We start from the raw sequence: 22,947 nt of genomic DNA on the forward strand, positions 1-22,947 counted from the left end.
GACCCAGTCCAAAGCAAACTCGATCAAATCAGAGTTCACGCCACCGCGCACCTGATCGACTGGATAAACTAAGCGTTACCTGAAACCTCTTGAAGCTCTAGCTGCTAGAGGCTTTAAGACTCGAATTTGATCGTGAAAATGCGATGCAAATACATTGAACTTGTGAACCAGGCTGAGATCTATGCTGACAAGGCGCTATTTCATTCAATCAACCACTGCGCTGTTTTCCGCGTCTGCGGCCAGTCCATTGATCGCCAAAACATGGCCAACCTCGTCGCAAAAGACCTATTGGGACAGCCAGGTCACGCCATTTGATTACGATCCAGCGACCTCAAATCCATGGGGCGTTCATGACCGTTTTTTACCACGACGTGTCGTAGCAAATGATGGTTTGGTTCCTGGTGACATCCATGTCGATGCGGTCGCGCGCTATCTTTACCATATCGAGGAAGGCGGGACCGCAATGCGCTATGGCGTTGCGATCGCGCGAGGGAACCTTTACGAGCCCGGAACCTATGCTATCCGGCGCAAGGTCGAGTGGCCACATTGGACGCCAACGGCTTCAATGATCGAGCGCAACCCCGAATACGCGGAATTTCGGGATGGTATGGAACCCGGGCCAAGTAATGCTCTCGGCTCTCGAGCCCTTTATCTATACGTTGGAAATCGAGATACATATCTCAGAATTCACGGCACGCCTCAGCCTAGAAGCATCGGTGGTCGCGCAAGTTCTGGATGTGTTAGAATGATCATGGCCCATATCAATGATCTCTACCCACATGTAAGAATCGGCTCGACCGCATATTTATACTCGGCCGAAGATAGCGTCACAGCCCGCTCATAAATTTTGGGCAGCGTAGGTGGACGTCGTCGCCCTCTTTTTTATCAGGCGTCTCGCGCGGCGCAGATCGGAGCGCCATTCGTCGCGCGCAATGGTACCAATGTCGTCTCGACAGGTCCGCTGTGCTCATACCAGAAGCAATTGTCTTCTGGCAAAAGGCGTGCCGTGGCCAGATCCTGCCCCGGCCCTGCCAGCGCAACGACTGAATCTGGCACGTTGCCTGGTTCAAGTGCTTTGCTTTTGGCCCCAGTGAACTGGGCTGAGCAACCGGCAGTAATCGAGACTAACGTGATGGTAATTGCGATCCGTTTCTGCATTGACCTGTTCCAGAATTTTTTGCGTCCTCTGCGACTAGATTGCATCCACGCGACCAGCCCGCAAGAAGGAATGGAGTGTCGGTATCACGCGCAAGGAACCCGGATGCTAAAAAATTCAGAAAGGTATTGAAGCTCTAGTTACTGTAGGAACTACTTACAAAGGACCATAGAGATTCTTGAGGTCCGATCATGTCATCCGATACCCATAGCCACGACCATGGCCACGAAAACAAACATGGTCACCACGCATGCAGTAGTGGCGGGTGTGGCGCCATCGCCCCCGCCGGTCCAATTCCTGACGGCGGTAGAAGCTTTCAGGTCTCTGGCCTCGATTGCGCCGAAGAGGTTGTGATCCTGAACCGGGTTATCGGCCCGAAAGTTGGTGGTGAAGAGCATCTCGCTTTTGATGTCATCAACAGTCGAATGACGCTTCTTGAAAGTGCTGCCAAGCTTTCTGACGAAGACGTCATGCTGCTGGTTGCCTGCACCGGTATGAACGCCAAACCTTGGGATGACGGAAATGCCGCCCTGGATCAGGCGGCGCATATTGCGCGTCAGCGACGGTTCACCACACTCAGCGGAGGTTTTTGGGCGGCAGGCTTTGGCTGGCACATCTTCGAAACAGGCATGGGCGGAGCGCTTGGACTGTTTTCGGGACATGGTGAGGTTCCGATGCCTTTGCCCGAGGCCACTTTGTTCGCGGTCGCGATCTTGTTTGGCGTCTGGCTGGTGGCCCCCAAGGCCTGGTCTTCGGCGCAGCGCCTTTCGCCGGATATGAACCTTTTGATGGTTGTTGCCGTCGCTGGTGCCATCGGTCTGGGTGAGTTTTTTGAAGCGGCAACTGTAGCATTTTTCTTTTCGCTCTCTCTTTATCTGGAAAGCTGGAGTGTCGGACGGGCTCGCAACGCAGTATCCGCGCTGCTTGATCTGGCCCCCCCGACGGTTCGGCTGGTTCGTGCTGACGGCTCAGAGGCAACGGTCCCGGCGGCGGATGTCTTTGTCGGCGACAGCTTCATCGTTCGGGGTGGGGATCGCATTCCACTTGACGGGGAAGTCATCGAAGGGGCCGGTGCCGTTGACCAGGCTCCAATCACAGGTGAAAGCGCACTGATCCCCAAAGAGCTGGGTGATGAGGTCTACGCCGGCACAATCAATGGTGAAGGCACCCTCAAAATACGTGCGACGAAAACAGCGTCCGATACCGTGCTTGCCAAGATCATCCGGATGGTCGGTGATGCTCATGCGCGCCGTGCGCCGGTTGAGCAGTGGGTAACAAAATTTGCGCGGATCTATACGCCCATCGTTATGGTCGTTGCAGTGGCCATCGCCCTGATCCCACCGCTTGCATTTGGCGCATCGTGGGGCTTTTGGTTTTACAATGCACTTGTTCTTCTGGTTATCGCCTGCCCCTGTGCACTCGTCATTTCCACGCCGGTTTCAATCGTTGCGGCTTTGACCGCTTCGGCCCGGGCCGGGGTTCTGATTAAGGGCGGTGCATATATCGAAGCCCCCGGGCGCACTACCGCACTGGCCATGGACAAGACCGGCACGATCACCATGGGCGAGCCTGAAGTGGCCAATGTCTATCCGCTGGGCGGCGCATCCGAGCGGGAACTGTTGGCAAGCGCTGCCAGCCTTGAGGTTCGATCTTCACACCCGTTGGCCCGCGCCATTCTCACCAGGGCAGAACAGACCGACATTTCGATATCTGCGGCTGAAGATATCCGAACCGTTCCCGGTCGGGGTCTTGAGGGCCGCACCGAGCGCGGAAATATCTGGCTTGGCTCTGACCGCTTCGCTGTAGAGAAGGGCTTTGGCGCGTCCATTCCTGCCGAATTGAGCAACCAGATCGAGAGCGCGGGAAGCACACTTGTGGTTGTCGGGGATGAGAACGGAGTCACCGGTTTGCTTGAGCTGCGGGACCGCATTCGCCCCGAAGCCAAGAACATCGTTGCCCGGCTTCACGCGCAGGGCGTGAAGTCAATCATCATGCTGACAGGTGACAACGAACAAACCGCGAGAGCGGTAGCAGCCGAAGTCGGCATCGACGAAGTCCGGGCCCAGCTTCTGCCGGAAGACAAGGTCGCTGCGATCGAAGAACTGGCAGAGCAACACGAGATGGTTGCGATGATCGGCGATGGCGTCAACGATGCACCTGCGATGGCTCGGGCACATTATGCGGTCGCGATGGGTGCAGTTGGGTCCGACGCTGCTATTGAGACCGCAGATATTGCTCTAATGACCGACGACATCGGTAAAGTACCCTGGCTGATCGACCATTCACGTCGAACCATGTCGATCATCCGTCAGAACATCGGCTTCTCACTTGCGACCAAAGCATTGTTTGTGACTCTGACGGGTTTTGGGCTGGCATCCATGTGGGGTGCAATCGCCGCGGATGTCGGAGTGTCCTTGCTGGTCGTGGCCAATGCCTTACGGCTTCTGAAAGCTCCGGAAGATCACACCGCCCAGACTGCGGCAAATACCCTTGGCTCGCACGGAACAGGCGCTGCGACCACATAAGAGTGGAAGCCGGACTTCAAGGTGTCCGGCTTTCGCCTCGCTTACTGGCGCGTTACATCAGGCGCACAACTGCGATCGAAAGAAAGAACGCCACCAGGCCAAAAGCGATGGCATATCCTGTAGCGTATTGAAGAATATCAAGGCTGTTGCCATTCCGGCGCTTTGCCAGGACCCCACCCCAAACGGCGCCAACCAAGGCCCCCGCGATTGCCATCATCTTACATCCTCTGATTTGGTTCTTCTGCAGTGCAGTTCGCTTCAGGTGCGCATACCCGCTAACTGATAGCCGCGCACCTGAAGCCGTTTTAAGAAACTCTCACGAACTAGATTCGCTTTTTTTGGCGACGGTATTGCCCAGCTGTTCCTCAAGCTGTGCCCGAGCATTTCTTAAGCGTTTTCGCGCTGCTTCGCTTTCAACCTCGTTGTTCGCAGCGGCAGCAAGTCGGTCGTCAGAAAGCGGGTCCGTTGGGCGCCCGTCAACCAATACTTCATAATGAAGATTGGGGCCGGTCGCGGTGCCGCTCGACCCGACACGGCCAACCATCTCGCCAGCCTCCACGCGCTGACCTTTGGCCAGACCATCGGCGGTTGCGCTAAGATGCGTATATCGCGTGACCGTATCCGATCCATGAGCGATTTCCACCACACGCCCATACCCCCCGCGCCAACCAACATAGGATACCCGGCCCGGAGCTGTCGCATGTACCGGCGTGCCGCGTGCAGCAGCAAAATCGACACCTGTATGCATCCGCACATTGCCGTAGACCGGGTGTTTTCGCCGACCAAAGACTGAACTCAGGCGCGCGCCTTCGACGGGTTGGGCAAAGACACGAAGAAGTTCACCATCAACATAGATCGTGGCGCGACCGTTGTCGTCGTCTGGCCATGCTATTTCGTAAAGCCGATCATCAACTTCCAGCGCCGCAAAAATGAGCTCGGACTGGCCCACCCTCTCGCCATCGATGCTCTTTTCGCGCCAGAGAAGACGGAGAGCTTCACCACCTGTCAGGTCCCTCCGAAAATCCACTGTCCCGCTCAGCATCTGAGCGAGATCCACCGCAAAACGAACCGGGATCTTTGCGCTACTCAGCGCATTTGAAATCGAAGTTTCGATCTCTGTTTTGCGGGCCAGAATGACAGTGTCGGGTTCCGGTGAGACCACGCGCGTGGACAACGTCTCGCTAAGTGTCACTTCAATTCTCACGCCATCTTCCACGGCGAGCTCCACACTCCACAGTTGATCCGCTGCCGTTGCAACGACTGTTATCGAGTGACCCGGCCGCAAGCGCCGCAAGTCGTATTCAGCGCCAAGTGCAAGTGCGATTTCGGCGCGATCGGTTGCGTCGATCCCCGCGTCAGACAGCATACTGTCGAGTGTGTCACCCACTGCAAGCTCGCGCGTCCATGTTCGTGAAGGTGGTTCAACAGGTGGCAAAGGTTCCTCTGCCTGAATGGGTTCCGGCTGAGCAGGTCGAAACGAAACGGGGCTTGGAGCGAGTTCTGCCGATGGTACATTCAGCAACGGAGCCGATGTGATCTGCGGTTCCGCAGGAAGTTTGGGCAGCTGAAAGACCGTGGGCGCAGGCGCCGTCATTTCAGACCTGTTCGAGGCAATGAACATGATCGAAGCAATCGAGACGCTGCTGATCGCGATCGCCGAGGTTGCTAGAAACCGTGCGTTCATGATGTTGTATCCGCTCCACTTTTCAAAGCGCGGCGGATCTTGGGTACAGCGAACTCTCTCTGCTCATGATAGTCGATGGTGCTGACAAATTCGCCTGTGGGGTTAAACAGAAAAACACTTGCGGTGTGGTTCATTGTGTAGTCGCCATCTTCCAGTGGAACTTTTTCATAATTGGCGCGAAAGTCGTCTGCGGCTTGCGCGATTTGGTCCGAAACGCCGACCCAACCGCGAATAGCCGGATGAAAGTAGCTGACATAATCGGCCATGGCATCGACCGTGTCCCTTTCAGAGTCTACGGTTATAAACACGACGTTCAACTCGTCCGCGTCATTGCCCAGATCATCCAGCCAGAGGGAAATATCCGAAAGAGTCGTCGGGCAAACATCCGGGCAGTAGGTAAAGCCGAAGAACACCATTGTTGCACGTCCGACCAGCGATTGCGGGGTGACGGTGATCCCTTCGTGATCAACCATGCGAAAGTTCATGTCCGACAACGCAAGGGGGCGAAGGCGATCGGATTGAGCCGCTCCCGGCCCATCCACTTGCCACCATCCGGCAAAGAGCGTCAGGCCGATTGCTCCAAGTCCAGCAGACCCGAATGTGAGAACGCGTCGCCGCTGCATCAGCTCTCGGGGCCTCGCGCCGCGATGCCAAATATCGGCACGTTGACGGTCTTTTCTGCGCCATCAGCAAAGATAAGAGTCAGCGTAAAGCGCTCGCCTTCGATCATAGGGCGTTGCAGCCGCATGAGCATTGCGTGGAGCCCGCCCGGCTCAAGCGCTACGAAACCACCCGGCGCAATTTCCAGCTCGCCAGCGGGTGCCATGGAACTGACGCCCTCTGCATTGGTCGATGTCTGATGGATCTCGGGCATCCTCGCAAGATCGGTGCGGATAGACGTCAGCGTGACGGCCTCATTGCCGGTGTTGCGGATCGTCATGTAAGCGACCCCAGGTCGGTTGGAGCCAATAGAAGCGCGCGACCAGGCATCTTCAACGACAACATCGTTGCCCCCTGCCAGAACCGGTGCCGAGAGAATGGCCGTCAGACCGAATGCACTCAGTACACCTGCCAGAAGAGTATTTTTTGCAGTGAGTCTCATAGTACCTCTCGCTACTGCTCAGCTTTGCAGTGCTGCAACTTCTGCAGCGACCAGGCGCCTCAATTCAGCCTCACCAAACGGATCCAGAGATTTGCCATTGACGAAGAATGTCGGAGTTTGCCTTATACCGGCCGCTTCGACATCAGCGCGATCCTGATTGAGAACACCAACTGTCTGGGGCGCAAGCATTTGTGCCTGCGCTGCCTCGGCATCCAGTCCCGCCGCTGCTGCAATTCGAATAATAAGACCAGGCTCAGGCGCACCATGCGCGGCCCATTTGGGCTGCTCTCGCAGCACGGCTTCCAGGACCGGTTCAAAGACCCCCTGCATGCGTGCCGCTTCAAGCACGCGGATCGCCTCCTCTGAGCCTTCGCCATGGAAAGGGGTGTACCGGATCACAACACGCACGGCGTCTCCATGCTGAGCCATTATGTCCTTCACGACCGGATGAAAGGCACGGCAGGCTTCACAAGCCGGATCGAAAAATTCGACAATTGTAACCGGTGCGTCTTTAGGGCCGAGAACAGGCGAGTAGGAACGGATAAGTGTTTCGGCGATTTCGGGTGCGACAGGCTCGGTGTTGCCTGAAGCAGTCGTTCGGTTCACGTACCAGGCGGCGGCCCCGAATCCGGCCCCACCGAGCGCGAGAACGGACAAGATCATGCCACGTCTGTTCATACTTGTTTCTCCTTGAGTGAAAGGGCGCACAGAACGCCGATCAGCGCGAATGAAACGAGCGCCATCAGCGGAATCGGGATGCCCAAAACAGATTGATTTGCGTCGGTGCAGGACGGACCACTTGCCGAGCATGGTTGGATTTTTTCCGGGATCAGACCAGCATACAGGCCCATGTGCCACAAGGCGACAACGGCGCCCCCCAATGCCAGTGCTATCCCGTATCGGCCCACGTTCTGGTCCTGCCACCACAGGCCAAGCCCCAGTACGATCGCCAATGGGAACATGAACGCGCGCTGGAACCAGCACAGCACACAGGGCGTCTGCCCCAGGATCTCTCCAATGAACAGAACAGAAAGAGAAGCAACCAAGGCAATCGCCCAGGCCAGGCCGAGAAGTGTATCTTTAGAAAACCGGGACATGGTGCTCAGAGTCTCTGTTTCAGATCCGCAAGAATTTCTTCGGCAGGCGTGCCATAGGACCAGGACTGGACGAATCCAGCGTCCTTGTTGAACAGAAACAGATGAGAGGTATGCCCCATCGTATATCCATCCGGCGCAGGGGTTTGTTCGATCCGTTCGTAGAATATCGGAAAGGTCTTGGACGTTTGCGCAATCTGTTCTGGCGTGCCTGTAAGCCCAATGATCCCCGCATCGAAAAGTGGCACATACTCGGCCAGGACGGCCGGAGTGTCGCGTTCGGGGTCAATTGAAATGAAGATAGGTTGCACTTGGTTTGATTGGTCGCCCAGCCCTTCCTGCACTGCTGCTACCTCAGACAGTGTTGTAGGGCATACGTCCGGGCAGTTGGTGAACCCAAAAAACACCAACATCCATTTGCCCGCAAAGTCGTTCTGAGTACGGACAACACCAGAGTGATCTGTCAGTTCGAACCTGGCTTCGAACGGGACAGACCCCTCCTCAATCCGCGCAGGTCTATATTCTGACCACAGCATCAGATAGGCAAATGCCGCCGTTGCGACACCAGCCATTACCCATAAGATTTTCTGAAACACGGTCAGTTTCAAAGTTAGCCGTCCGCCTGTGATTCTTGGTTCAGAACGGCATGTACACCCTCTACCTGCTAGAGGTTCAAAGGGGTTTTTGAGCCTGCGGCTGGGTGTCACAGGTCCACCGGCTGGAAGGTACTATTGTGCGGTGTCGACGCGAACCTACATAAGCTGTAACTTTGCAAGGAGACCCAGATGCTGACGATCGGAACGCTCGGAAAAAAGACCGGAACCAAGGTTCAGACGATCCGCTACTACGAGCAGATCGGACTTATGCCGGAACCGGGGCGCACCGAAGGTGGCCAGAGGCGTTACGGCCATGCCGAACTGGATCGCCTTGCATTCATCCGTCATTCCCGCCAATTGGGGTTTTCGCTTGAGGCGATACGCGAACTGCTTGATTTGTCCGACGATCCGGATCGCCCATGTCATGAAGCCGACAGTATCGCGCGCCGGCAACTCAAACAGATTGAGCAAAGAATGGCGCGGCTGGAAGCGTTGCGGACCGAGCTGGAGCGCATGGTGCATGAATGCAGTGGCGGCAACACCTCGGACTGTCGTGTTCTCGAAGTTCTGCGCGATCATTCCGAATGTCTTACTGATCACGAAGAAATCGGCGCGTAACCCCGGGCAGCGTTATTGCGAACTGGAATTAGCCTCTTGAAGCTATAGTCACTATAGCAGTTAAAAGTCTTTCTGAGTTGATTCGACGAGAGACCAAATGCTGAACCGAGACCCGTTGCTAACCGCCACACCTCTGCTTGATTTTGAAACACCCGCAATTTTGGGGCTCATAACGGAACGGAGCTGGCCCGATCTGCCTGTATTGGATCGAATTGGCGCTATTTATGATTTCGTGCGTAACGAGATTGCCTTTGGTTACAACCGTGCAGACGATATCCCGGCGTCAGAGGTACTCGCCAATGGCTATGGGCAATGCAATACCAAGGGCACTCTTCTGATGGCACTGTTTCGCGGCAGCGGTATCCGATGCCGTTTGCATGGCTTTACGATCCACAAAGAATTGCAGAGGGGTGTGGTTCCCGAGCTTTTCTATCCGATGGCGCCGATGGAGATTGTGCATTCATGGGTCGAAGTCGAAGCAGAGGGTACGTGGCTAAAGCTGGAAGGCTTTATTCTGGATGAGCTTTTCTTACGCGTGTTGCAGCAGACATTTCCCAAAACAGAAAGCCTGTGTGGGTATGGTGTGGGGACGGATTGCCTGAGCGATCCCCAGGTCGAATGGGAAGGCCGTGACACATACATTCAAAGAAACGGCATCGTGCAGGATTTTGGGGTCTTTGACTCCCCTGACTCCTTCTATGTCCGTCACAGGCAGAACTTTGGCTTTTTCCGTGAACTGATGTACCGAGTCGTCGTGAGGCATTGGATGAACGCACGTGTCAGAGCACTACGCACTGGCAGGCTGGTAGCAAATGTTTCGGCAACACATTCCCATGGAAACAGCGGTGAATCCGTTTGAACGCTAGATTGGCACCAAGAATTTTCCTCAACGCAGGCGACTTTCAATCTAGCAAGCTTGAGGCCTTAACAAACCAGCGTGAGGGGGTGTGTAGCAGACTACACCGGCCCGGTTTCAAGCGAAGCATCCAACCTTCAACCGCGATGGAAGAAAGGAAAGACACGAGCCTTTTCCTTGGAGAATTGGGAGATTCCGGCTTAGTTGAACCGTTTTTGCAAGGCCGTATTCAGCGCCTCTGACAATAAAACCAGAACAATGATTGCCAACGTCACGGTCGCAGCCTTTTCATACTGAAACGACCGTACATAGGTTTGCACATACAGCCCGATGCCACCGGCACCGACAATGCCCAGTATCAGGCTTTCGCGCAGATTTAGTTCAAACCGAAATACGGTATCGCGCATGATCACAGGCGCCATCTGCGGCCAGATCGCCCAACGCAACTGTTGAATTCTGTTGGCTCCCGCGCTTTCAAGCGCCGCCACAGGAGCGGTAGCAACGTTGTCGATGGCTTCCGCATAGAACTTTGCCAACATGCCAGTCGCGTGAAATGTGATTGCCAGAATACCGGGAAGTGGTCCCAACCCAACAGCGCCCACCATTAGCATGGCGACCAGGATCAGCGGGATCGACCGGATAACCGCCAGCAAGGCGCGGACGGGGCGCCAAATTGTTGGTGACACCATAGTTTCAGAGGCCAGAAGGGCCAGTCCCGAGGACAGGATTACAGCGAACAATGTTCCCAGAATGGCGATCCTCAGTGTCTCCGCCAGCCCTGTCAGAACCTCGCGCCAAACGGACAGGTCAGGTGGGATCATGCGCCCCATAAACTCTGCCAGACGGGGCCCTGCGCCTGGCAGCTTGCCCAATCCCATATCCCCGCTGGTCAGCGACCACAGGATCGCCAGAGCCAGCATGACCCAAATGACAGATCGGCCCATCAACTGACTACACGCAGCCCCGATGTGACACTGGCGCCGTGATACAGCTCGTCGATGTCCCCGCTGGTAAATTGAGCCGACGGTTTGTCGAACAATACCACGCCATCTCGCAGGCCTATGATGCGCTCGGCAAAGCGGCGCGACAGATCCGGCTGATGCGAGCTGAAAATGACGCCGATACCACGGCTACGTGCAGAGCTTGTGATCAGGCTCAGAATTCGTTCGGCGTGAGCAGGGTCCAAATTGCTGACGGGCTCATCCGCAAGGATCAACTCGGGTTCTTGTGCCAGACATCTGGCAATCGCAACGCGCTGCCGTTGCCCACCCGACAACTGATCGGCACGGCGGCTTGCCAGGTCTGACAGCCCCGTATCCTGAAGCGCCCGTGTCACGCACATGTGGTCCTCTTCCCGGAACCGCCCCCAAAGCGAAGACCAGATATTCATCCGGCCCATCCGACCGTTCATTACATTCTGATAAACACTCTGCCGATCAACCAGTGCGAATTCCTGAAAGATAAAGCCGGTATTGGCACGGTCCTCGCGGGATGGAACCCCAGTTGCCAAAAGTGGCTTGCCAAGCACCTGGGCTTCGCCGTGCCAACCACGCAAACGACCGTCCAACAAAGCCAGCATCGTTGATTTGCCCGCACCCGAAGGACCGAGTAGCGCGACGCTTTCACCGGGCTGCACTGATAGTGAAACTTCTGTAAGCGCCGCTGCACTGGCAAAGTGTTGCGATATCGCGTTGAGTGAAACTACAGGATTCATTTCAGAAACCCATACCGCCGCGCAGTCTCGCGCACGCCCTCGTAAACCGATGGATCAGCAGGAAGATAGCCATCCGGGCCATAGAGGTAGGCCAACAGATGACGGTTCTCACTCTCGTTGAGGCGCAGCATGGTTTCAATGAACTTTGCCTGCAGCCCGGCGTCCAGATCAGGGCGGGCAATGATTGCGTGGCTGGGAATTTGTTCTGATTCCGCCAGCACCTTGACCTCGGCCTGCTGATCCGGGGTCAGATAGAGATCGGCATACTGGCTTGCGCCTGCCGCATCGACCAGTCCGTTGGCCATGGCCTGCATCGCTTGCTGATATCCGCCAGCAAAGAATTTCTGCCCGAAAAAGCTGTCGGCATCGCCCGTGCCCGCGAACAGCCCGGCGCGCACAAACAGATCAAGCGGATAGATGTAACCGGATTCCGAGACCGGATCGGAAAAGGCGATGTCACGTCCCCGGAGATCGGCCAGCGCTTCGATTCCGCTGTCACGCCGCACGAAGACCCGGCCCGAATAGCTGGGTTGCCCGCGATAAACCTCGGACAATAGCGGTACGGCGCCGATCTGGTCTTCGGCCAACACAAAGGGCAACGCTCCCATGAACGAGATATCGGCATCACCGTTGCGCAGCGCCTCAACGGCAGCAGCGTGGTCGAACGTGACAAACCCCGTGACCGGGACGCCCATCTGCTCTGAAAGCCAGCCGGTGATGACGTTGATGTCACCCAACAGCTTTTCGGGGTTCTCCTGCGGGATGAAGGCCAGCTTCAGCCCCTGGTCAGTTGCAGCCATTACGGGCATGGCTGCAGATGCGGCTGCAGCGACCAGAAAATTGCGGCGCGACAACATCAGAACATCCTCTCGTCAATTTCGGCCTGCATGGACTTGAACAGTTCCCACTGGCGGATGGCTTCGGTCCAGTTTCCTTCGGCGCTGGCATCGCCAACCGCTCGCAGGATCGCGGCGAATTCGTAGATTTCGGGCTTGGCGTTCTGATTGACCATGACACTGGCATCCGCGGCCAGATCAGGAGCTACCGTGTCGATCAGAACCGCTATGTTTTCGGCATCCTGCATCGGCAGCAGGGTATCGAGCGTACTGGCGAATGTCGTCAGCTCTTCCCAGGACAAGCGGAATACGCTGTTGCGACCTTCGAATACTTGATAGGGGTCTTCACCGTCTCCAACAGCTTCGACGTAGGCCGTCAGATCTGCGCGCTGTGCTTCGTCCAAACCCAAATTTTTGGTATCATTGAACCAGTCAACAACGCTGGCCAGCGTCGGCAGCGATCCGTCATGCATGTAAGGTGCAGTGAAATTGACGTTGCGCAGCGTCGGGGTTTCGAACGCAGAAGCCGTGCCGCCGGGGAATGGTGGTTCAGCGCTGCCGATGTCGTAGGTCAGACCATCGCGGAACTGACGGTCAGGCGTGTGACACGAAGCGCAGGATTTGTCACCAAGTCCGGCAAATTTGGTGTTGAACAGCAACTCCCCGCGCTTGGCGGCATCTGACGCCAGATCGGTCAGCTTGCCGGACCGGTCGATCTTTGGGTTGGGAAGAAAGTCGAACTGTTTGACATAGGCTTCCAGCGCGTCCAGTTGGAACGGCGTTGGTTCCTTTCCCGCGAATTCGGTCACAATCACATTTCGGATGAACCGGCGCAGGCTGGGTTCGCGCCCGTCGCGGCCATAAGGTGCGGTAAAGCGGATGCCACGCATAGAAGGCGTGTCCAAGTGATCATCGGTCCGGTCATTGAACATTGGATTGAAAAACGATCCGTCCACATCCATCCCACCCGGATGGGATGAAAGGCCCGGAATGAAGAAATCCCGGTTCACGTCGGAGCGGTTGTGGCAGGTCGAGCAGGCGATGCCCAACTCACGCGCCGGGCCGCCGAAGATTTCGGGGCTGTCGAACAGCATGTCACCGTAGGCCACCAGCGGTAGATTAGCTTCATCCTCACCCGCCTCCTCAAACTGAAGAACCAGCCGCGGCAGCTGCGCCTGATCTCCGATGTTTGACCCTGGCGGCAGCGTGGCGGGCATTGTGATTTGTTCGCCGGAAAGCACAACTGTTTCAGGCAGCGGTGTTAACTTGTCGCGTTGGGCATACTCGGATGGCAGATAGTTGGCACGAATATAGGCAGCGACAATGGCCTGAGCTTCTGCAAATTGGTCGGCATCCACCGTTTGGGCGCCGTTGCCCAGTACTCCTGCGCTGCCAAGGGTGGAGTTCAGAACCAGCCATGCCCGGCCCAGGTCGCGAGCCGCCGACGTGTCCGCAGCCTTGATACCATCTTCGAATGCGCGGAACAGAGCAGCCGCTTGCGCGACCTCGCGGGCCGCCTCAGGCTGACCCAGCGCGGTCTTTGCGACATCCAGATGGCGCAGGATTCCCTCCGCAATGGCAGTTGTGCTTGCTTCGAACAGCGCCTGCCGATCTTCGGCTTGCATAGCTTGGTTGATCGCAAGCGCTTCGTTGTCGGAGACGCGTGATAGGGGAGCGACCTGAATGTCACTGCCAGGTGCGGGCGAAGTCCAACTCCTCTCAATTTCATCCCAGGGAACCGGGGTTAGATTTCCCATGAACAAGGTCAGTCGATACGCGGCAGCGCGCGGGGCCCAAGGAGATTCTTCAATCGCCGTGGCATCCGCGATCACTGGCAGTGCGCAAAGAAGTGTGGACGCTATCAGATGTTTCATAGCACTGTCTATTTAAGTTAGCCTTGTCTAATTTAAGGATGAAGGCATGCTCATTGTCAAGCTCGGCTTTCAGGTGCATACACTGGAGACTAGACCAGCGACGTAATCATGAGCCGATGACCGAAACAAAACCGGTAAATTCAGATCGTAGTATTGATACCCAGGCGAGCGGGTTTGAGGCTGTGCGACAGGCTCACCAAAGCGAAATGGTTGAAGACTACGTTGAACTTATCGCGGAGCTGATCCATCAGAATGGTGCAGCGCGCCCTGTCGAAATAGCCGAGCGATTGGGCGTGACCCAACCTACGGTTTCCAAAAATTTGACTCGTTTGAAACGAGAGGGTTTCATTGAGCAAATACCTTACCGCTCACTTCAGTTGACCGATGCCGGGCGTCAATTGGCGGAAGCTTGTAGAAGGCGTCACCGGATTGTCGTGGAGTTCCTGATCGCCTTGGGCGTTTCACCGGAAGTGGCAGAGCATGACGCTGAAGGTATTGAGCATCATGTAAGTGACGAAACTCTTGCAGTGTTTGAACGGTTCGTTGGGCGGGCCGATGAAGCAAAGTAGAAACAAATAGAGCCTCAAATATGTTTGCGAAATTTGGTAGATCTAATTTCAGATAGACAGAGATTGTCCTAAGTTGCAGCTAGACAGTGACGCTATCTGAGGGTGGGTGGCCCGGCGCGAAACTACGTGGTACCTGAAAATCGATACAGGTGCAGCGTAGTGAACGAACCCTTAGAACAAGAATCCAATTCGGTAGACGATCTGGCTCGCTTAATAATCGGCGTCAAGATTTCCAGCGGCAAAAAACCTGACTACAGCAGCGATCTCGATACTGAATAGGCGAAAACTGAAAGGTTGCGTAAGAATAACAAATGTCGAAATCAAAGTGTCACTCATTGCACTGCTGACGAGGTGGCCACAACTGATCACTTGGTTTTCGGTTCCTGTCCTAGTGAGATCCAATACACCTTTGTTCAACTGGCCTTTAGTGATATTCTTTTGAAAAAATCAAAATGAGCCGGGCAGTTCCTATGAAAAGACGTTTGTTTCTCTCTGGCTTCATAGCCGCCTTTTTGTCTGGCTGTGCAAACAAGTTCCGTACTTACAATGGGCCGGTTGTGACTCGGCTTCGGCTATACAAAGGGCAGCGCCTACTTATCCTCGATGGTAGTGAGCGTGTCTTGCGGACTTTTCCGATTGGACTCGGATTTGCCCCCGAAGGTCACAAGCAATTCGAAGGAGACGGGCGAACACCTGAAGGCTCCTATGTAATTGACCGTCGCAATCCCGAAAGCCTTTTCCATCTTTCAATCGGAATCTCTTATCCGAACGAGGCGGATTCTGCGTTTGCCCGAGCTCGGGGTCGTTCTCCGGGCGGTGATATTTTTATCCATGGCGGCCCTCGCCCTGGAATTGATCCCACGAACAAGCGTGACTGGACCGCAGGGTGCGTCGCTGTCACAGATCAGGAGATTGAAGAGATCTACGCTATGGTCAAAGACGGAACGCCAATTGAAATCTATTCATAGAGGGACAGGTTCCAAATAGACAACGATTGCGGATTTGCCTTAGCGCTACGTTGACGGCGTCAGAAGCTATTACTGGAGCTTTCACGGCCAACGCCAGACTCGCTGTTTCGGCGAACGGGTCAGCACCTCCTGTGAAACCACGCTGGGCAAGATCCTCCAGTATACCAGGGCATTGCAGAGATAAGGCCTCAATCTCCAATTTTTGGCTGTTCGAACGAAGGTGACAGCATCTGCTGCCCTCGCGTCTAAGGGCTCTGTAGCCAAGCTTTGAACGTGACGCGTTTTCAGCAGAATAGGAGATTTAGAAACCAGAGTTAGAGTGGGCTCTACTACGGTGGCACAGCGGCGTAAGCGAAATTACGTGAAACTTGCGCCTGCGGTCTTTTCAAAGACAAAGCAGTGCGTTTTAGCCGAATTCAGAGATACCTAATCCGCAATCTTTGATCAATGTTACGCGCAAGTTCCTCGACCACCTCGTTTGCACTCAAGTTAAACTCTCTCACGAGATCCGTGATCTGGACCGGCTGAAAGCTATCAGCGTTCCGAACCAGTCTGCCGTCTTCAAAAGCGATAAACTCGTGAGACCTGCCACCCCAACGGACGATCCCACCGCATAGTCGCTGACTTTCCATATTGACCAGTTCGGCCACAGGGTCGGCAAAGAAATCGCTCCACTTAAGAAATCCAGTACTGACTGCCCGCGCCACTGCCTGTTCAATCGTCCGGCTTTTGAGCTTGGTGGTGATCGAAGCAGTCAGTGCCTCTACCATTCGCGAAGAATGCCCCGTCTGCCTGGCAATGACAGACGGTATCAAACCCGACGCGAGCATCTTCAACACATCCAGTTCATCGCCAGACAGGGAATCCGAGGGAAAGTTGAATACGGTTTCAATGACATCTAGCGCAAGCAGATGCAGGACCTGTGCCTCATGGCGAAGGGCAGGGAGCATTGTAGCGACCAAGGCGTCCCACTCAGACCGCGGCAGATTGGACGTAACCGTAAAAACACCACGCTCACCAAACGGATTGATAGCCGGAATGGAAAGGCCGTTCTGACCCACACCAAATTCCCTTGCAGCCTCGAATAGCGGTGCATGTTCACGCTGGTCATCAAACACAGCCCAATCAATTGGTGCAATCATTGCAGCGCCAAAGCGAATGAGGGGATCGGCCAGAACCAGATCGTTGTCGACGTAATGCCTGACCCATTCGGCCGGGAACGTGGTGCAGCCGTGGACAACGTTGTGATACTTGTCGATATGGGCGTAGGACGCATTTTCCAGTCCAAACCTGGAGCAAATCTCCTGGAGGCGCGCTTCGCCTGTTTGCCTGAAATCCAGTTCAGAATTGCCAATATCCGCGATTTTCATAAGCTGTCTTTCTGTTCCGCGTTGCCGTTGGGGCCGATTAGCAACCTAAAGCTGAACAAACTACTCGGGAATTCCCGTAGCCAATCACAGATTTGAATACGGTTCTGTTCTGGAGGCGGAAACAGAGCGATATCCTGCCGATGAGACACGTCAATTTGAGCAGCTGGCGGGCATAATCCGACACAGCTAAAACCCGCTCTAGTGGTCTTGCGGAAGCCCGTCTTCCTCCTCTCGGGCTCTACGCGCCAAAAGCCCCATGAAACTGGAAATCAGGTTCAATTTACCCCGTTCTTCAGCTTGCACCATGCCGCGAAGGTATCCACCCGAATTAACCACGGGCGGCAACCGCGGATCACTCAGCCTCGCATCCGTGATTACTCCAGCCAGGATCGCTCCCATGATGGTCAACCGATCAATCGCCGCGTGCCAGGCGGAGACATTGGTGCCAATCTCCGAAAGTCGGGACCAAACACCGGTCTCAATCGCAAAGAGGCTTGGCTTGGAATTCTGATCTCCACCACCGGCGATATCGATATGCATGCGCAACTCGGGTGAGGCCAGTTCATAAAGGATGCGATTGTTCACCCGCGGTAGTTTTTGGGCCTTGCGTGATGCCGTATCTGTCGGATGATTGCTTTCTAAGCAATTCGGAGGGCCGTCAGGCCCGAAGCCGGAACAATCTGGTTCCGAGGCTTTTGCCGAGGACATTGAACTCTCGCCATCGGCGTTACAGGACAGAATTGTTTCTTCAATTTGGTCTTGTATATGGGACCCGAAACGGGCTTCGGGTTCACCCGAAATTTCACCGGGTTTTGCGACATGATCTTCGATCCATTTCCAAAGGTCATGAGCCGCTTGAACGTGTAGCTTGAGCGCCTCCAGCGACATGTATTTCAGCTTGTCTGCGCGCGGCCAGGACCGAAACGCGTCCATCTTCGCGTCGAAACCTTCAGGAGGGCAGGGGAGTGAGGCAAGCACGGCCAGGCTGTGTTTCACATATCGATACAGCCGTGATCGATCCCCGCGCAGCTCGTCATGTTCTTTCTTCTCGGCTTTGCTTTGCTCGTCTGCGTCGCGCATCTCTGAAATGAGGTTCAGAGCAGGGGTCAGAAAGAGGCCGAGCCCCTTGCGCTTACAGCGCGCCCCATTTGCACCAAGCCTGCGTTGGAGCAGGCCAATCAATTCCAGTTCTCGTTCGTGATTGTGGATTGTCCGATCTGTCACGCCACGCCCGGCAATCAGTGTTTCCTGGCGCGCGTAGCAAAAGGGTTCCTGAGACGGGTCTCGAAACACGCATGGCGAGATCATGTCGATGATGATCTCAAAGGTGCGAATACACTGGGCCGAAGCGCCCCTGATTTGCGCATAGCACACACAGAGCTGTCGAAACCTGTCTCGGTTCCAACCCTCGGGAAGGCCGTTGTGAAAAGGTATGTTTTCGTGGTGATGTGTGGATGCGATCTGCCGAAAGCTCATTGTTTTGGCTTCCCTTGGAAAAGGTCAGTATTGGCATCGCGTCTTTGCGGGGCATGGAATTCGGAATGGTTCAACGGTCTCATGTTCTACTTCTCATCGGGGAAGCAAAGCGGGTTGAACCTCAGCGAAAAGACACAGAAAAACCGTTCGCACAGATGCGTTTATCCTTGTCAGTAAATTGGGAGTTTCCTATAAATCAGGTGATCAAACGTGACTTAGGAAGATCCCCGCTGAGGCCCCGCCTTGCGGGGGTTTTTTGTTTTTGGGACTAGGGTGTTCCTCTGGCCCAGACGACCTCGGTGCCAATCCGGCTGGCAAGCTTATTGGCATCAGCAGGGGCAACGCATTCACCCACTAGACAAACAATGTCAGTATCGGATGAGCTCGTAATCGCTGAACCCGAAAATGTCGGTCCACTCAACACCAACGCCGCGGAAGAAGCTGGGAGGTTCACAACGATTGCCAAGGGGCAGCCAGGCTGGGATTGGCGCGGGGGCGTGATCGGACCATTGAAAGCTTACGTTGTCGTCATAGCTGCCAACGACCAGATCAAGCGAACGCTCGCAGTCGTCCTCTCGCGACCGACGGCGATAGCTGTAGTGGCGCACATCCCAAACCCTGATGGACCTCACAACGTCGAAATCGGAAGAGGAAAGATCGACGCTGATCGGGGTGGCTTGGAAACCGTCACCGTATTGGCCGTGATGTGACTGGATCTCTTCTATCGAGATCGATGCGTCTACCAGTAATGGCTTAGCGGTGTCATCCGATGGAAGTTCTGGAACTGGGCTAGCACTGGTGCGCTTGATGGCTTCCAACCGTTCCATAGGACCCAAGTCCGAGGGGCTGTGTGACGTATTCATCGGACAGCGCCAGAGTTGAAGCGGAGGTTCGACCGGGTAGGGCGTGATGCGCCGAATGAACTCCGCCTTGGCTGCGACGCAATCAGCCGAACTTGGCCAACCTCCGGCGAGGCAAAGGAATATGGCACAGTCAATTGGATAGGCACTGGCCTGCGTGGCCGGCAGTGCAGCGAGTGCAACTGCAAGGACCTTCGCGCGAGTTCTATTCCTGGATTTTGAGTGTTTCAAGATGGTCTCTCCTGCTTGCGAATCGCTTAAGCAATATCCGGCCAATATATTTCTGACAATCCAATATCGTAAATCGGCTGACTTTCTTATATTGACGTAGATTGTGTTTTAGTCCACAACTTTTGGATGTAGAAGACGGCCCATAGGGGGTCGTCATGGCGGACAACAAGAGACAATACACTGTGGTAACCATCGAGATGGTCCGGGGCCTGAAAGAAGATCAGGTTCCCTTTACATGCCGCTACGAATTTATCGGACTCGCTTCCCTTGGACGACCAAAGTACCACTGCATTTATAGCTCTCCGAACTATGTCGGGGCCTTGTGCAAGTCGAAGATCTCTCGCGCGGGCGCTGAGCCCAGAGAGTTCGATCTTTGGCCGGGGCTTTTTAAGCATCACCAGGAATTTGGCGACGGGCGCATTCTTTGCGTCAAATCGGACTACACAATCGAGTCGATCACTCCAGAGGGTCTGGAAGCGGCGCAGGCTCTGGACGCGAAATCCAAAACCTGATCTGGCACGTTCGAGAACCTGGCTCATCAAATTACTGGGGCAGGGCACATGAAACGGCTCTTGTTTCTCAGCGCTACACTCGCGTCTTTGTTCTTTGTTGCGGTCTGGATTGAACCATCAAAACAAACAAAGACCCTTAGCGCGTCCGAAGTGACTGCCGTTGACGGCGATACGCTCGATCATGGCGAACACCGATATCGGCTTGTTGGGTTTGATGCGCCGGAGACCTATCGGCCGCAATGCCGTGCGGAAAAAACTCTGGGATTGAAAGCGAAAGCAAGGCTGACAGAGCTCATCCAGTCGGCGGACCAGATAGAGCTGGTCATCCAACCAGATCTGGACGTGCATGACCGCTTCCTAGCGGTTGGGCGTGTCGCTGGGCAGGAGGTCGGGGCCATTCTGATTTCCGAGGGTCTCGCGCGCCCATACTATGGCGGCAAACGCCGGTCCTGGTGCGGCTGAAGGAAAGGATCAAACAACGATTTAGTGACAACAGAACAAAACCACCGAGCAGTGAGCGGTCCTGTCGATTGCGCCAACAACCGACAGGACAAGAAACGCCCCAAATCCATCCGGGCATTCCTCAAACATCAAGAGAGAACTGTACTATGGTAAAAACAGTAACCCTAGATGCCGATCTTAGATCGGACAGCACCGCGCCAGAGTCAATGGGTGCGACCCTGAACAACGTGTCTGCGCTTGCGACGGCGCAGCACTGACCAGCGACAGCGCCGAACAGGACATCCCCGACACTTTGGTCAGACCTTCCGGCTGATTGATCCAAGCTGAATGCTGGCTTTCTACGAAGCCCGCGAAGGGCTCAGTGCTGTGTCCCGGCATCCAATTTCCTGCTGCTCAGATGATCGGAACCTCAACCTCATAATCGTAATTATGTAAAAACTACTGACCTATTTTTTGAAAGGCGGAAAGGTGATCACAGTGGCCTTCGACACCATCGAAAGCAAGATTGATCGGCGCTTGGTGCCTGCCGCCCAGAGCTTCGAGCAAGCCTGTAAGGACATTCTCACCGTTATCCGCCATCTTGCCGGAGAACGACCAACCATCAAGCGCGCAATGCGCGAATACTGGCTGGAAAGCGATGCCCGCGCCACGGCTTTCGGGGTCGCGCTCGAAATGTTCCATGTCCTCAATGATCTTGGGTATGTCCGTGCAAATCGGCTCTACAAAGCCTTGAAGCTGCACGCAGACGTTAACAAGGCGTTGGGTCCGAAAGAGCTGTTCCGCTTTGCTTCACCGGAAAAGGCCGCTGTGCTCATCCAAAGCAGCAGCCGAGCGGACTATGCCAGCTCTTACGCAAATCTGAAATTCGGTTGCGACCTGTCAGGCACAATCGACGCCGACACCGCGCGCGACGTTCTGAACCGGCATGAAGCCCTTTGGTTCGTTTACCCAAACGCCACCTATCACGTTCACCTGATCCGCGAAGGTGTCTGGCTGGACATCGATTTGCCGCTTGAAGTGGTCGATGAGCTGCGCCTTGACGTCGATTTCGCAATGGAAATCCGACAAGCGGAACTTGATGCGCAGGGAGCTTTGTCATGAACAAGCCTGCGCGCAAAGTTCTTCCTGATCGTCGGCTGGCTGAAACACGCCGCGTTGAAACTCCGCAAGGGCACACTGCCTTTGTCACCATCGGTTATGATCCAGCGTCGCCAATCAAACCCCGTGAAGTGTTCTATAGCGGTGGTTTTCGCTCTGGCAGCGACCTCGAATACCATCTGCATGATCTGTGCGTTCTGATTTCGCTGTTGCTGCAGCACGGCGTAGCGGCTTCGTTTCTGTCGCGCTCTATCGCTCGCAAGACCTCGGCCCTTGGTGGTGAAGAATACGCAAGTCTCGCAGGCTGGTTGGTGGATGCTGTCAGCATTCCGCCGTCCTGGACTGACGAGTACGTGGCCGCGACCGGCGACGAACAGAACCCCTCCAATTCCTCGCCAACTCAAGCAAAGGAGAAATCCGAATGATCGCAGCAATGCGGCCCCTTCTGCTCGCCTCCACGGCATTTGTGGCGACCGGCGCAAGCGCCCAGGTCATCGAGTATGAACCGGATGGCAGCGTGTTTCTCAACGGTGCGCGGGCAGAAATCGTCAATGGCGTCGTTCGGCCAATCCGGATGCGTGAGTACACGCTTGCCGAAAAACCGGAAGCGCCGAAAGCCAAGCCACAGGAAAAGATCGAGATTGCGGGCAAGGCACCGCGGCCTCGCAGATCCTCGGGCGGCTGGTCGCAAGAGCGGATCGTCAAAGAAATCCATGCAGCGGCAAAACGGCACGACATTCCGGCCGAGTTGTTCATGGCACTGGTCTGGCAGGAAAGCCGGTATCGCGCTGATGCTCTGTCGCCCAAGGGTGCCTATGGCTTCGCACAGCTCATGCCCGGAACGGCGAAAGACCTGGGCGTGAACCCAAAGAACCCTGCCGAAAACCTCGACGGTGGTGCCCGCTATTTGGCGGCGCAGTACCGCGAGTTCGGAACCTGGAAGCTGGCGCTTGCCGCCTACAACGCCGGGCCTCACCGCGTCGTCGAATATGGCGGCGTCCCCCCCTTCACCGAAACCCGCAACTACGTGCGGATCATCCTAAGCAAAGTGAGTAAAGACCTATGAAAAGAACCCACTTCTACCAGCAGATGGCGTTTTTCGCGATCACTGCGTTCATCATCACGGCAGCGCCCGCCTCCGCTGGCTGGCTGCAAGATGCCATTGGCGATTTCATCAACGAAACGCTGGCCGACTCGAAGGTCGTTGGCGTCAGCCTTGCCGCTGTCGGCTTCATCTGGGGCTGTCTCGCCTATGTGTTCGGCTGGGGTTCGCTGAAAGGCCCGGTAATCGCTATCGTCGTCGGCGCTGTTATCGGCCTCGCTGATACATTCATCGGAGGCTGATT

At 55.4% G+C, this 22,947-nt stretch carries 28 protein-coding genes; 12 read left to right on the top strand and 16 right to left on the bottom strand.

From position 1 onward, the window contains the following. Positions 1–181 precede the first annotated feature (181 nt). Positions 182–844 carry a L,D-transpeptidase gene (locus J7394_RS05575; RefSeq protein ID WP_170634676.1) on the top strand — a complete coding sequence of 221 codons (663 nt, stop codon included), beginning with the start codon at positions 182–184 and terminating at the stop codon, positions 842–844. A 41-nt stretch (positions 845–885) separates the two neighbouring features. Here the strand turns inward: J7394_RS05575 and J7394_RS05580 are convergent, their stop codons facing one another. After that, positions 886–1,158 carry a hypothetical protein gene (locus J7394_RS05580; protein ID WP_209251491.1) on the bottom strand — a complete coding sequence of 91 codons (273 nt, stop codon included), beginning with the start codon at positions 1,156–1,158 and terminating at the stop codon, positions 886–888. 189 nt (positions 1,159–1,347) lie between these two features. Here J7394_RS05580 and J7394_RS05585 point away from each other — a divergent pair, with 189 nt between their 5' ends. After that, a complete protein-coding gene (locus J7394_RS05585; protein ID WP_209251492.1) occupies positions 1,348–3,681 on the top strand; it encodes a cation-translocating P-type ATPase in 2,334 nt (777 codons plus the stop codon). A 52-nt stretch (positions 3,682–3,733) separates the two neighbouring features. Here the strand turns inward: J7394_RS05585 and J7394_RS05590 are convergent, their stop codons facing one another. The 7 genes from J7394_RS05590 to J7394_RS05620 form a co-directional block, all read right to left on the bottom strand. Continuing rightward, positions 3,734–3,898, bottom strand: a complete 165-nt coding sequence (locus J7394_RS05590) for a hypothetical protein (protein ID WP_170481525.1) — start codon at positions 3,896–3,898, stop codon at positions 3,734–3,736. A 99-nt stretch (positions 3,899–3,997) separates the two neighbouring features. Further along, a complete protein-coding gene (locus J7394_RS05595) occupies positions 3,998–5,365 on the bottom strand; it encodes a M23 family metallopeptidase (protein WP_209251493.1) in 1,368 nt (455 codons plus the stop codon). Beyond that, positions 5,362–5,988, bottom strand: a complete 627-nt coding sequence (locus tag J7394_RS05600) for an SCO family protein (RefSeq protein WP_209251494.1) — start codon at positions 5,986–5,988, stop codon at positions 5,362–5,364. The genes J7394_RS05595 and J7394_RS05600 overlap by 4 nt, the downstream gene beginning before the upstream one ends. Further along, a complete protein-coding gene (locus J7394_RS05605) occupies positions 5,988–6,467 on the bottom strand; it encodes a copper chaperone PCu(A)C (RefSeq protein WP_209251495.1) in 480 nt (159 codons plus the stop codon). Before J7394_RS05605 ends, J7394_RS05600 begins: the two co-directional genes overlap by 1 nt. Before the next feature lie 18 nt (positions 6,468–6,485). Further along, positions 6,486–7,145, bottom strand: coding sequence for a thioredoxin domain-containing protein (locus J7394_RS05610; RefSeq protein WP_209251496.1), 660 nt, complete (start codon positions 7,143–7,145; stop codon positions 6,486–6,488). After that, the gene (locus J7394_RS05615; RefSeq protein ID WP_209251498.1) at positions 7,142–7,564 is read right to left on the bottom strand and encodes a disulfide bond formation protein B; all 423 of its coding nucleotides are present in this window, start codon (positions 7,562–7,564) and stop codon (positions 7,142–7,144) included. The genes J7394_RS05610 and J7394_RS05615 overlap by 4 nt, the downstream gene beginning before the upstream one ends. Before the next feature lie 5 nt (positions 7,565–7,569). Continuing rightward, entirely contained in the window at positions 7,570–8,133 is a 564-nt protein-coding gene (locus J7394_RS05620) for an SCO family protein (protein WP_209251500.1), read from the bottom strand. A gap of 213 nt (positions 8,134–8,346) precedes the next feature. Here J7394_RS05620 and J7394_RS05625 point away from each other — a divergent pair, with 213 nt between their 5' ends. Both J7394_RS05625 and J7394_RS05630 read left to right on the top strand, forming a co-directional pair. Next, complete coding sequence (locus tag J7394_RS05625) at positions 8,347–8,775, top strand: helix-turn-helix domain-containing protein (RefSeq protein ID WP_170634659.1); 429 nt, start codon at positions 8,347–8,349, stop codon at positions 8,773–8,775. A gap of 97 nt (positions 8,776–8,872) precedes the next feature. Next, positions 8,873–9,634: a transglutaminase family protein gene (locus tag J7394_RS05630; RefSeq protein WP_170634657.1), complete on the top strand. Its 762-nt coding sequence runs from the start codon at positions 8,873–8,875 to the stop codon at positions 9,632–9,634. A 197-nt stretch (positions 9,635–9,831) separates the two neighbouring features. Here J7394_RS05630 and phnE read toward each other — a convergent pair whose 3' ends face one another. From phnE to J7394_RS05650, 4 genes are read right to left on the bottom strand one after another with little or no spacing between them, the layout of a single operon-like run. Then, entirely contained in the window at positions 9,832–10,575 is a 744-nt protein-coding gene (gene phnE / locus J7394_RS05635) for a phosphonate ABC transporter, permease protein PhnE (protein ID WP_209251502.1), read from the bottom strand. Further along, a complete protein-coding gene (locus J7394_RS05640) occupies positions 10,575–11,345 on the bottom strand; it encodes a phosphonate ABC transporter ATP-binding protein (RefSeq protein WP_209251504.1) in 771 nt (256 codons plus the stop codon). The genes phnE and J7394_RS05640 overlap by 1 nt, the downstream gene beginning before the upstream one ends. Further along, entirely contained in the window at positions 11,342–12,202 is an 861-nt protein-coding gene (locus J7394_RS05645; protein WP_170634651.1) for a phosphate/phosphite/phosphonate ABC transporter substrate-binding protein, read from the bottom strand. Before J7394_RS05645 ends, J7394_RS05640 begins: the two co-directional genes overlap by 4 nt. After that, positions 12,202–14,055: a cytochrome c peroxidase gene (locus J7394_RS05650; RefSeq protein ID WP_170634649.1), complete on the bottom strand. Its 1,854-nt coding sequence runs from the start codon at positions 14,053–14,055 to the stop codon at positions 12,202–12,204. The genes J7394_RS05645 and J7394_RS05650 overlap by 1 nt, the downstream gene beginning before the upstream one ends. Positions 14,056–14,171: 116 nt before the next feature. Between J7394_RS05650 and mntR the strand changes: the two genes are divergently transcribed. Both mntR and J7394_RS05660 read left to right on the top strand, forming a co-directional pair. Beyond that, positions 14,172–14,624, top strand: coding sequence for a manganese-binding transcriptional regulator MntR (gene mntR, locus J7394_RS05655; protein WP_170634647.1), 453 nt, complete (start codon positions 14,172–14,174; stop codon positions 14,622–14,624). A gap of 452 nt (positions 14,625–15,076) precedes the next feature. Next, on the top strand, positions 15,077–15,592 hold the full coding sequence (locus J7394_RS05660; RefSeq protein ID WP_247748074.1) for a murein L,D-transpeptidase family protein: 516 nt from the start codon (positions 15,077–15,079) through the stop codon (positions 15,590–15,592). A 416-nt stretch (positions 15,593–16,008) separates the two neighbouring features. On the opposite strand, the gene J7394_RS05665 is transcribed toward J7394_RS05660, so the two are convergent. The 3 genes from J7394_RS05665 to J7394_RS05675 form a co-directional block, all read right to left on the bottom strand. After that, a complete protein-coding gene (locus J7394_RS05665) occupies positions 16,009–16,962 on the bottom strand; it encodes an autoinducer binding domain-containing protein (protein ID WP_170634642.1) in 954 nt (317 codons plus the stop codon). A gap of 198 nt (positions 16,963–17,160) precedes the next feature. After that, positions 17,161–18,438 carry a helix-turn-helix domain-containing protein gene (locus J7394_RS05670; protein ID WP_170634640.1) on the bottom strand — a complete coding sequence of 426 codons (1,278 nt, stop codon included), beginning with the start codon at positions 18,436–18,438 and terminating at the stop codon, positions 17,161–17,163. A 368-nt stretch (positions 18,439–18,806) separates the two neighbouring features. After that, positions 18,807–19,301: a hypothetical protein gene (locus J7394_RS05675; RefSeq protein WP_209251506.1), complete on the bottom strand. Its 495-nt coding sequence runs from the start codon at positions 19,299–19,301 to the stop codon at positions 18,807–18,809. A 383-nt stretch (positions 19,302–19,684) separates the two neighbouring features. Between J7394_RS05675 and J7394_RS05680 the strand changes: the two genes are divergently transcribed. Both J7394_RS05680 and J7394_RS05685 read left to right on the top strand, forming a co-directional pair. Beyond that, positions 19,685–20,041, top strand: coding sequence for a hypothetical protein (locus J7394_RS05680; RefSeq protein WP_142638830.1), 357 nt, complete (start codon positions 19,685–19,687; stop codon positions 20,039–20,041). A 48-nt stretch (positions 20,042–20,089) separates the two neighbouring features. Continuing rightward, positions 20,090–20,503, top strand: a complete 414-nt coding sequence (locus J7394_RS05685) for a thermonuclease family protein (RefSeq protein ID WP_170634636.1) — start codon at positions 20,090–20,092, stop codon at positions 20,501–20,503. A 177-nt stretch (positions 20,504–20,680) separates the two neighbouring features. Here J7394_RS05685 and J7394_RS05690 read toward each other — a convergent pair whose 3' ends face one another. Beyond that, a complete protein-coding gene (locus tag J7394_RS05690) occupies positions 20,681–20,881 on the bottom strand; it encodes a hypothetical protein (protein WP_209251507.1) in 201 nt (66 codons plus the stop codon). A 99-nt stretch (positions 20,882–20,980) separates the two neighbouring features. On the opposite strand from J7394_RS05690, the gene J7394_RS05695 reads away from it, so the two are divergent. From J7394_RS05695 to J7394_RS05710, 4 genes are read left to right on the top strand one after another with little or no spacing between them, the layout of a single operon-like run. After that, on the top strand, positions 20,981–21,604 hold the full coding sequence (locus tag J7394_RS05695; RefSeq protein ID WP_209251508.1) for a hypothetical protein: 624 nt from the start codon (positions 20,981–20,983) through the stop codon (positions 21,602–21,604). After that, positions 21,601–22,026 carry a hypothetical protein gene (locus tag J7394_RS05700; RefSeq protein ID WP_152460687.1) on the top strand — a complete coding sequence of 142 codons (426 nt, stop codon included), beginning with the start codon at positions 21,601–21,603 and terminating at the stop codon, positions 22,024–22,026. Before J7394_RS05695 ends, J7394_RS05700 begins: the two co-directional genes overlap by 4 nt. Continuing rightward, positions 22,023–22,667: a lytic transglycosylase domain-containing protein gene (locus J7394_RS05705; RefSeq protein ID WP_247748075.1), complete on the top strand. Its 645-nt coding sequence runs from the start codon at positions 22,023–22,025 to the stop codon at positions 22,665–22,667. The genes J7394_RS05700 and J7394_RS05705 overlap by 4 nt, the downstream gene beginning before the upstream one ends. Continuing rightward, complete coding sequence (locus tag J7394_RS05710; protein ID WP_152460685.1) at positions 22,664–22,945, top strand: hypothetical protein; 282 nt, start codon at positions 22,664–22,666, stop codon at positions 22,943–22,945. The genes J7394_RS05705 and J7394_RS05710 overlap by 4 nt, the downstream gene beginning before the upstream one ends. The last annotated feature ends 2 nt before the right edge of the window (positions 22,946–22,947 follow it).

It is taken from the genome of Ruegeria sp. R13_0, assembly GCF_017743995.1.
In the GTDB taxonomy this organism is placed as follows: domain Bacteria; phylum Pseudomonadota; class Alphaproteobacteria; order Rhodobacterales; family Rhodobacteraceae; genus Ruegeria.

What these genes read in the sequence shown, in the direction of transcription:
- J7394_RS05575 (WP_170634676.1), top strand. Translation starts at nt 182, where the DNA reads ATGCTGACAAGGCGCTATTTCATTCAATCAACCACTGCGCTGTTTTCC.
- J7394_RS05580 (WP_209251491.1), bottom strand. Translation starts at nt 1,158, where the DNA reads ATGCAGAAACGGATCGCAATTACCATCACGTTAGTCTCGATTACTGCC.
- J7394_RS05585 (WP_209251492.1), top strand. Translation starts at nt 1,348, where the DNA reads ATGTCATCCGATACCCATAGCCACGACCATGGCCACGAAAACAAACAT.
- J7394_RS05590 (WP_170481525.1), bottom strand. Translation starts at nt 3,898, where the DNA reads ATGATGGCAATCGCGGGGGCCTTGGTTGGCGCCGTTTGGGGTGGGGTC.
- J7394_RS05595 (WP_209251493.1), bottom strand. Translation starts at nt 5,365, where the DNA reads ATGAACGCACGGTTTCTAGCAACCTCGGCGATCGCGATCAGCAGCGTC.
- J7394_RS05600 (WP_209251494.1), bottom strand. Translation starts at nt 5,988, where the DNA reads ATGCAGCGGCGACGCGTTCTCACATTCGGGTCTGCTGGACTTGGAGCA.
- J7394_RS05605 (WP_209251495.1), bottom strand. Translation starts at nt 6,467, where the DNA reads ATGAGACTCACTGCAAAAAATACTCTTCTGGCAGGTGTACTGAGTGCA.
- J7394_RS05610 (WP_209251496.1), bottom strand. Translation starts at nt 7,145, where the DNA reads ATGAACAGACGTGGCATGATCTTGTCCGTTCTCGCGCTCGGTGGGGCC.
- J7394_RS05615 (WP_209251498.1), bottom strand. Translation starts at nt 7,564, where the DNA reads ATGTCCCGGTTTTCTAAAGATACACTTCTCGGCCTGGCCTGGGCGATT.
- J7394_RS05620 (WP_209251500.1), bottom strand. Translation starts at nt 8,133, where the DNA reads ATGGCTGGTGTCGCAACGGCGGCATTTGCCTATCTGATGCTGTGGTCA.
- J7394_RS05625 (WP_170634659.1), top strand. Translation starts at nt 8,347, where the DNA reads ATGCTGACGATCGGAACGCTCGGAAAAAAGACCGGAACCAAGGTTCAG.
- J7394_RS05630 (WP_170634657.1), top strand. Translation starts at nt 8,873, where the DNA reads ATGCTGAACCGAGACCCGTTGCTAACCGCCACACCTCTGCTTGATTTT.
- phnE (WP_209251502.1), bottom strand. Translation starts at nt 10,575, where the DNA reads ATGGGCCGATCTGTCATTTGGGTCATGCTGGCTCTGGCGATCCTGTGG.
- J7394_RS05640 (WP_209251504.1), bottom strand. Translation starts at nt 11,345, where the DNA reads ATGAATCCTGTAGTTTCACTCAACGCGATATCGCAACACTTTGCCAGT.
- J7394_RS05645 (WP_170634651.1), bottom strand. Translation starts at nt 12,202, where the DNA reads ATGTTGTCGCGCCGCAATTTTCTGGTCGCTGCAGCCGCATCTGCAGCC.
- J7394_RS05650 (WP_170634649.1), bottom strand. Translation starts at nt 14,055, where the DNA reads ATGAAACATCTGATAGCGTCCACACTTCTTTGCGCACTGCCAGTGATC.
- mntR (WP_170634647.1), top strand. Translation starts at nt 14,172, where the DNA reads ATGACCGAAACAAAACCGGTAAATTCAGATCGTAGTATTGATACCCAG.
- J7394_RS05660 (WP_247748074.1), top strand. Translation starts at nt 15,077, where the DNA reads ATGAGCCGGGCAGTTCCTATGAAAAGACGTTTGTTTCTCTCTGGCTTC.
- J7394_RS05665 (WP_170634642.1), bottom strand. Translation starts at nt 16,962, where the DNA reads ATGAAAATCGCGGATATTGGCAATTCTGAACTGGATTTCAGGCAAACA.
- J7394_RS05670 (WP_170634640.1), bottom strand. Translation starts at nt 18,438, where the DNA reads ATGAGCTTTCGGCAGATCGCATCCACACATCACCACGAAAACATACCT.
- J7394_RS05675 (WP_209251506.1), bottom strand. Translation starts at nt 19,301, where the DNA reads ATGAATACGTCACACAGCCCCTCGGACTTGGGTCCTATGGAACGGTTG.
- J7394_RS05680 (WP_142638830.1), top strand. Translation starts at nt 19,685, where the DNA reads ATGGCGGACAACAAGAGACAATACACTGTGGTAACCATCGAGATGGTC.
- J7394_RS05685 (WP_170634636.1), top strand. Translation starts at nt 20,090, where the DNA reads ATGAAACGGCTCTTGTTTCTCAGCGCTACACTCGCGTCTTTGTTCTTT.
- J7394_RS05690 (WP_209251507.1), bottom strand. Translation starts at nt 20,881, where the DNA reads ATGCCGGGACACAGCACTGAGCCCTTCGCGGGCTTCGTAGAAAGCCAG.
- J7394_RS05700 (WP_152460687.1), top strand. Translation starts at nt 21,601, where the DNA reads ATGAACAAGCCTGCGCGCAAAGTTCTTCCTGATCGTCGGCTGGCTGAA.
- J7394_RS05705 (WP_247748075.1), top strand. Translation starts at nt 22,023, where the DNA reads ATGATCGCAGCAATGCGGCCCCTTCTGCTCGCCTCCACGGCATTTGTG.
- J7394_RS05710 (WP_152460685.1), top strand. Translation starts at nt 22,664, where the DNA reads ATGAAAAGAACCCACTTCTACCAGCAGATGGCGTTTTTCGCGATCACT.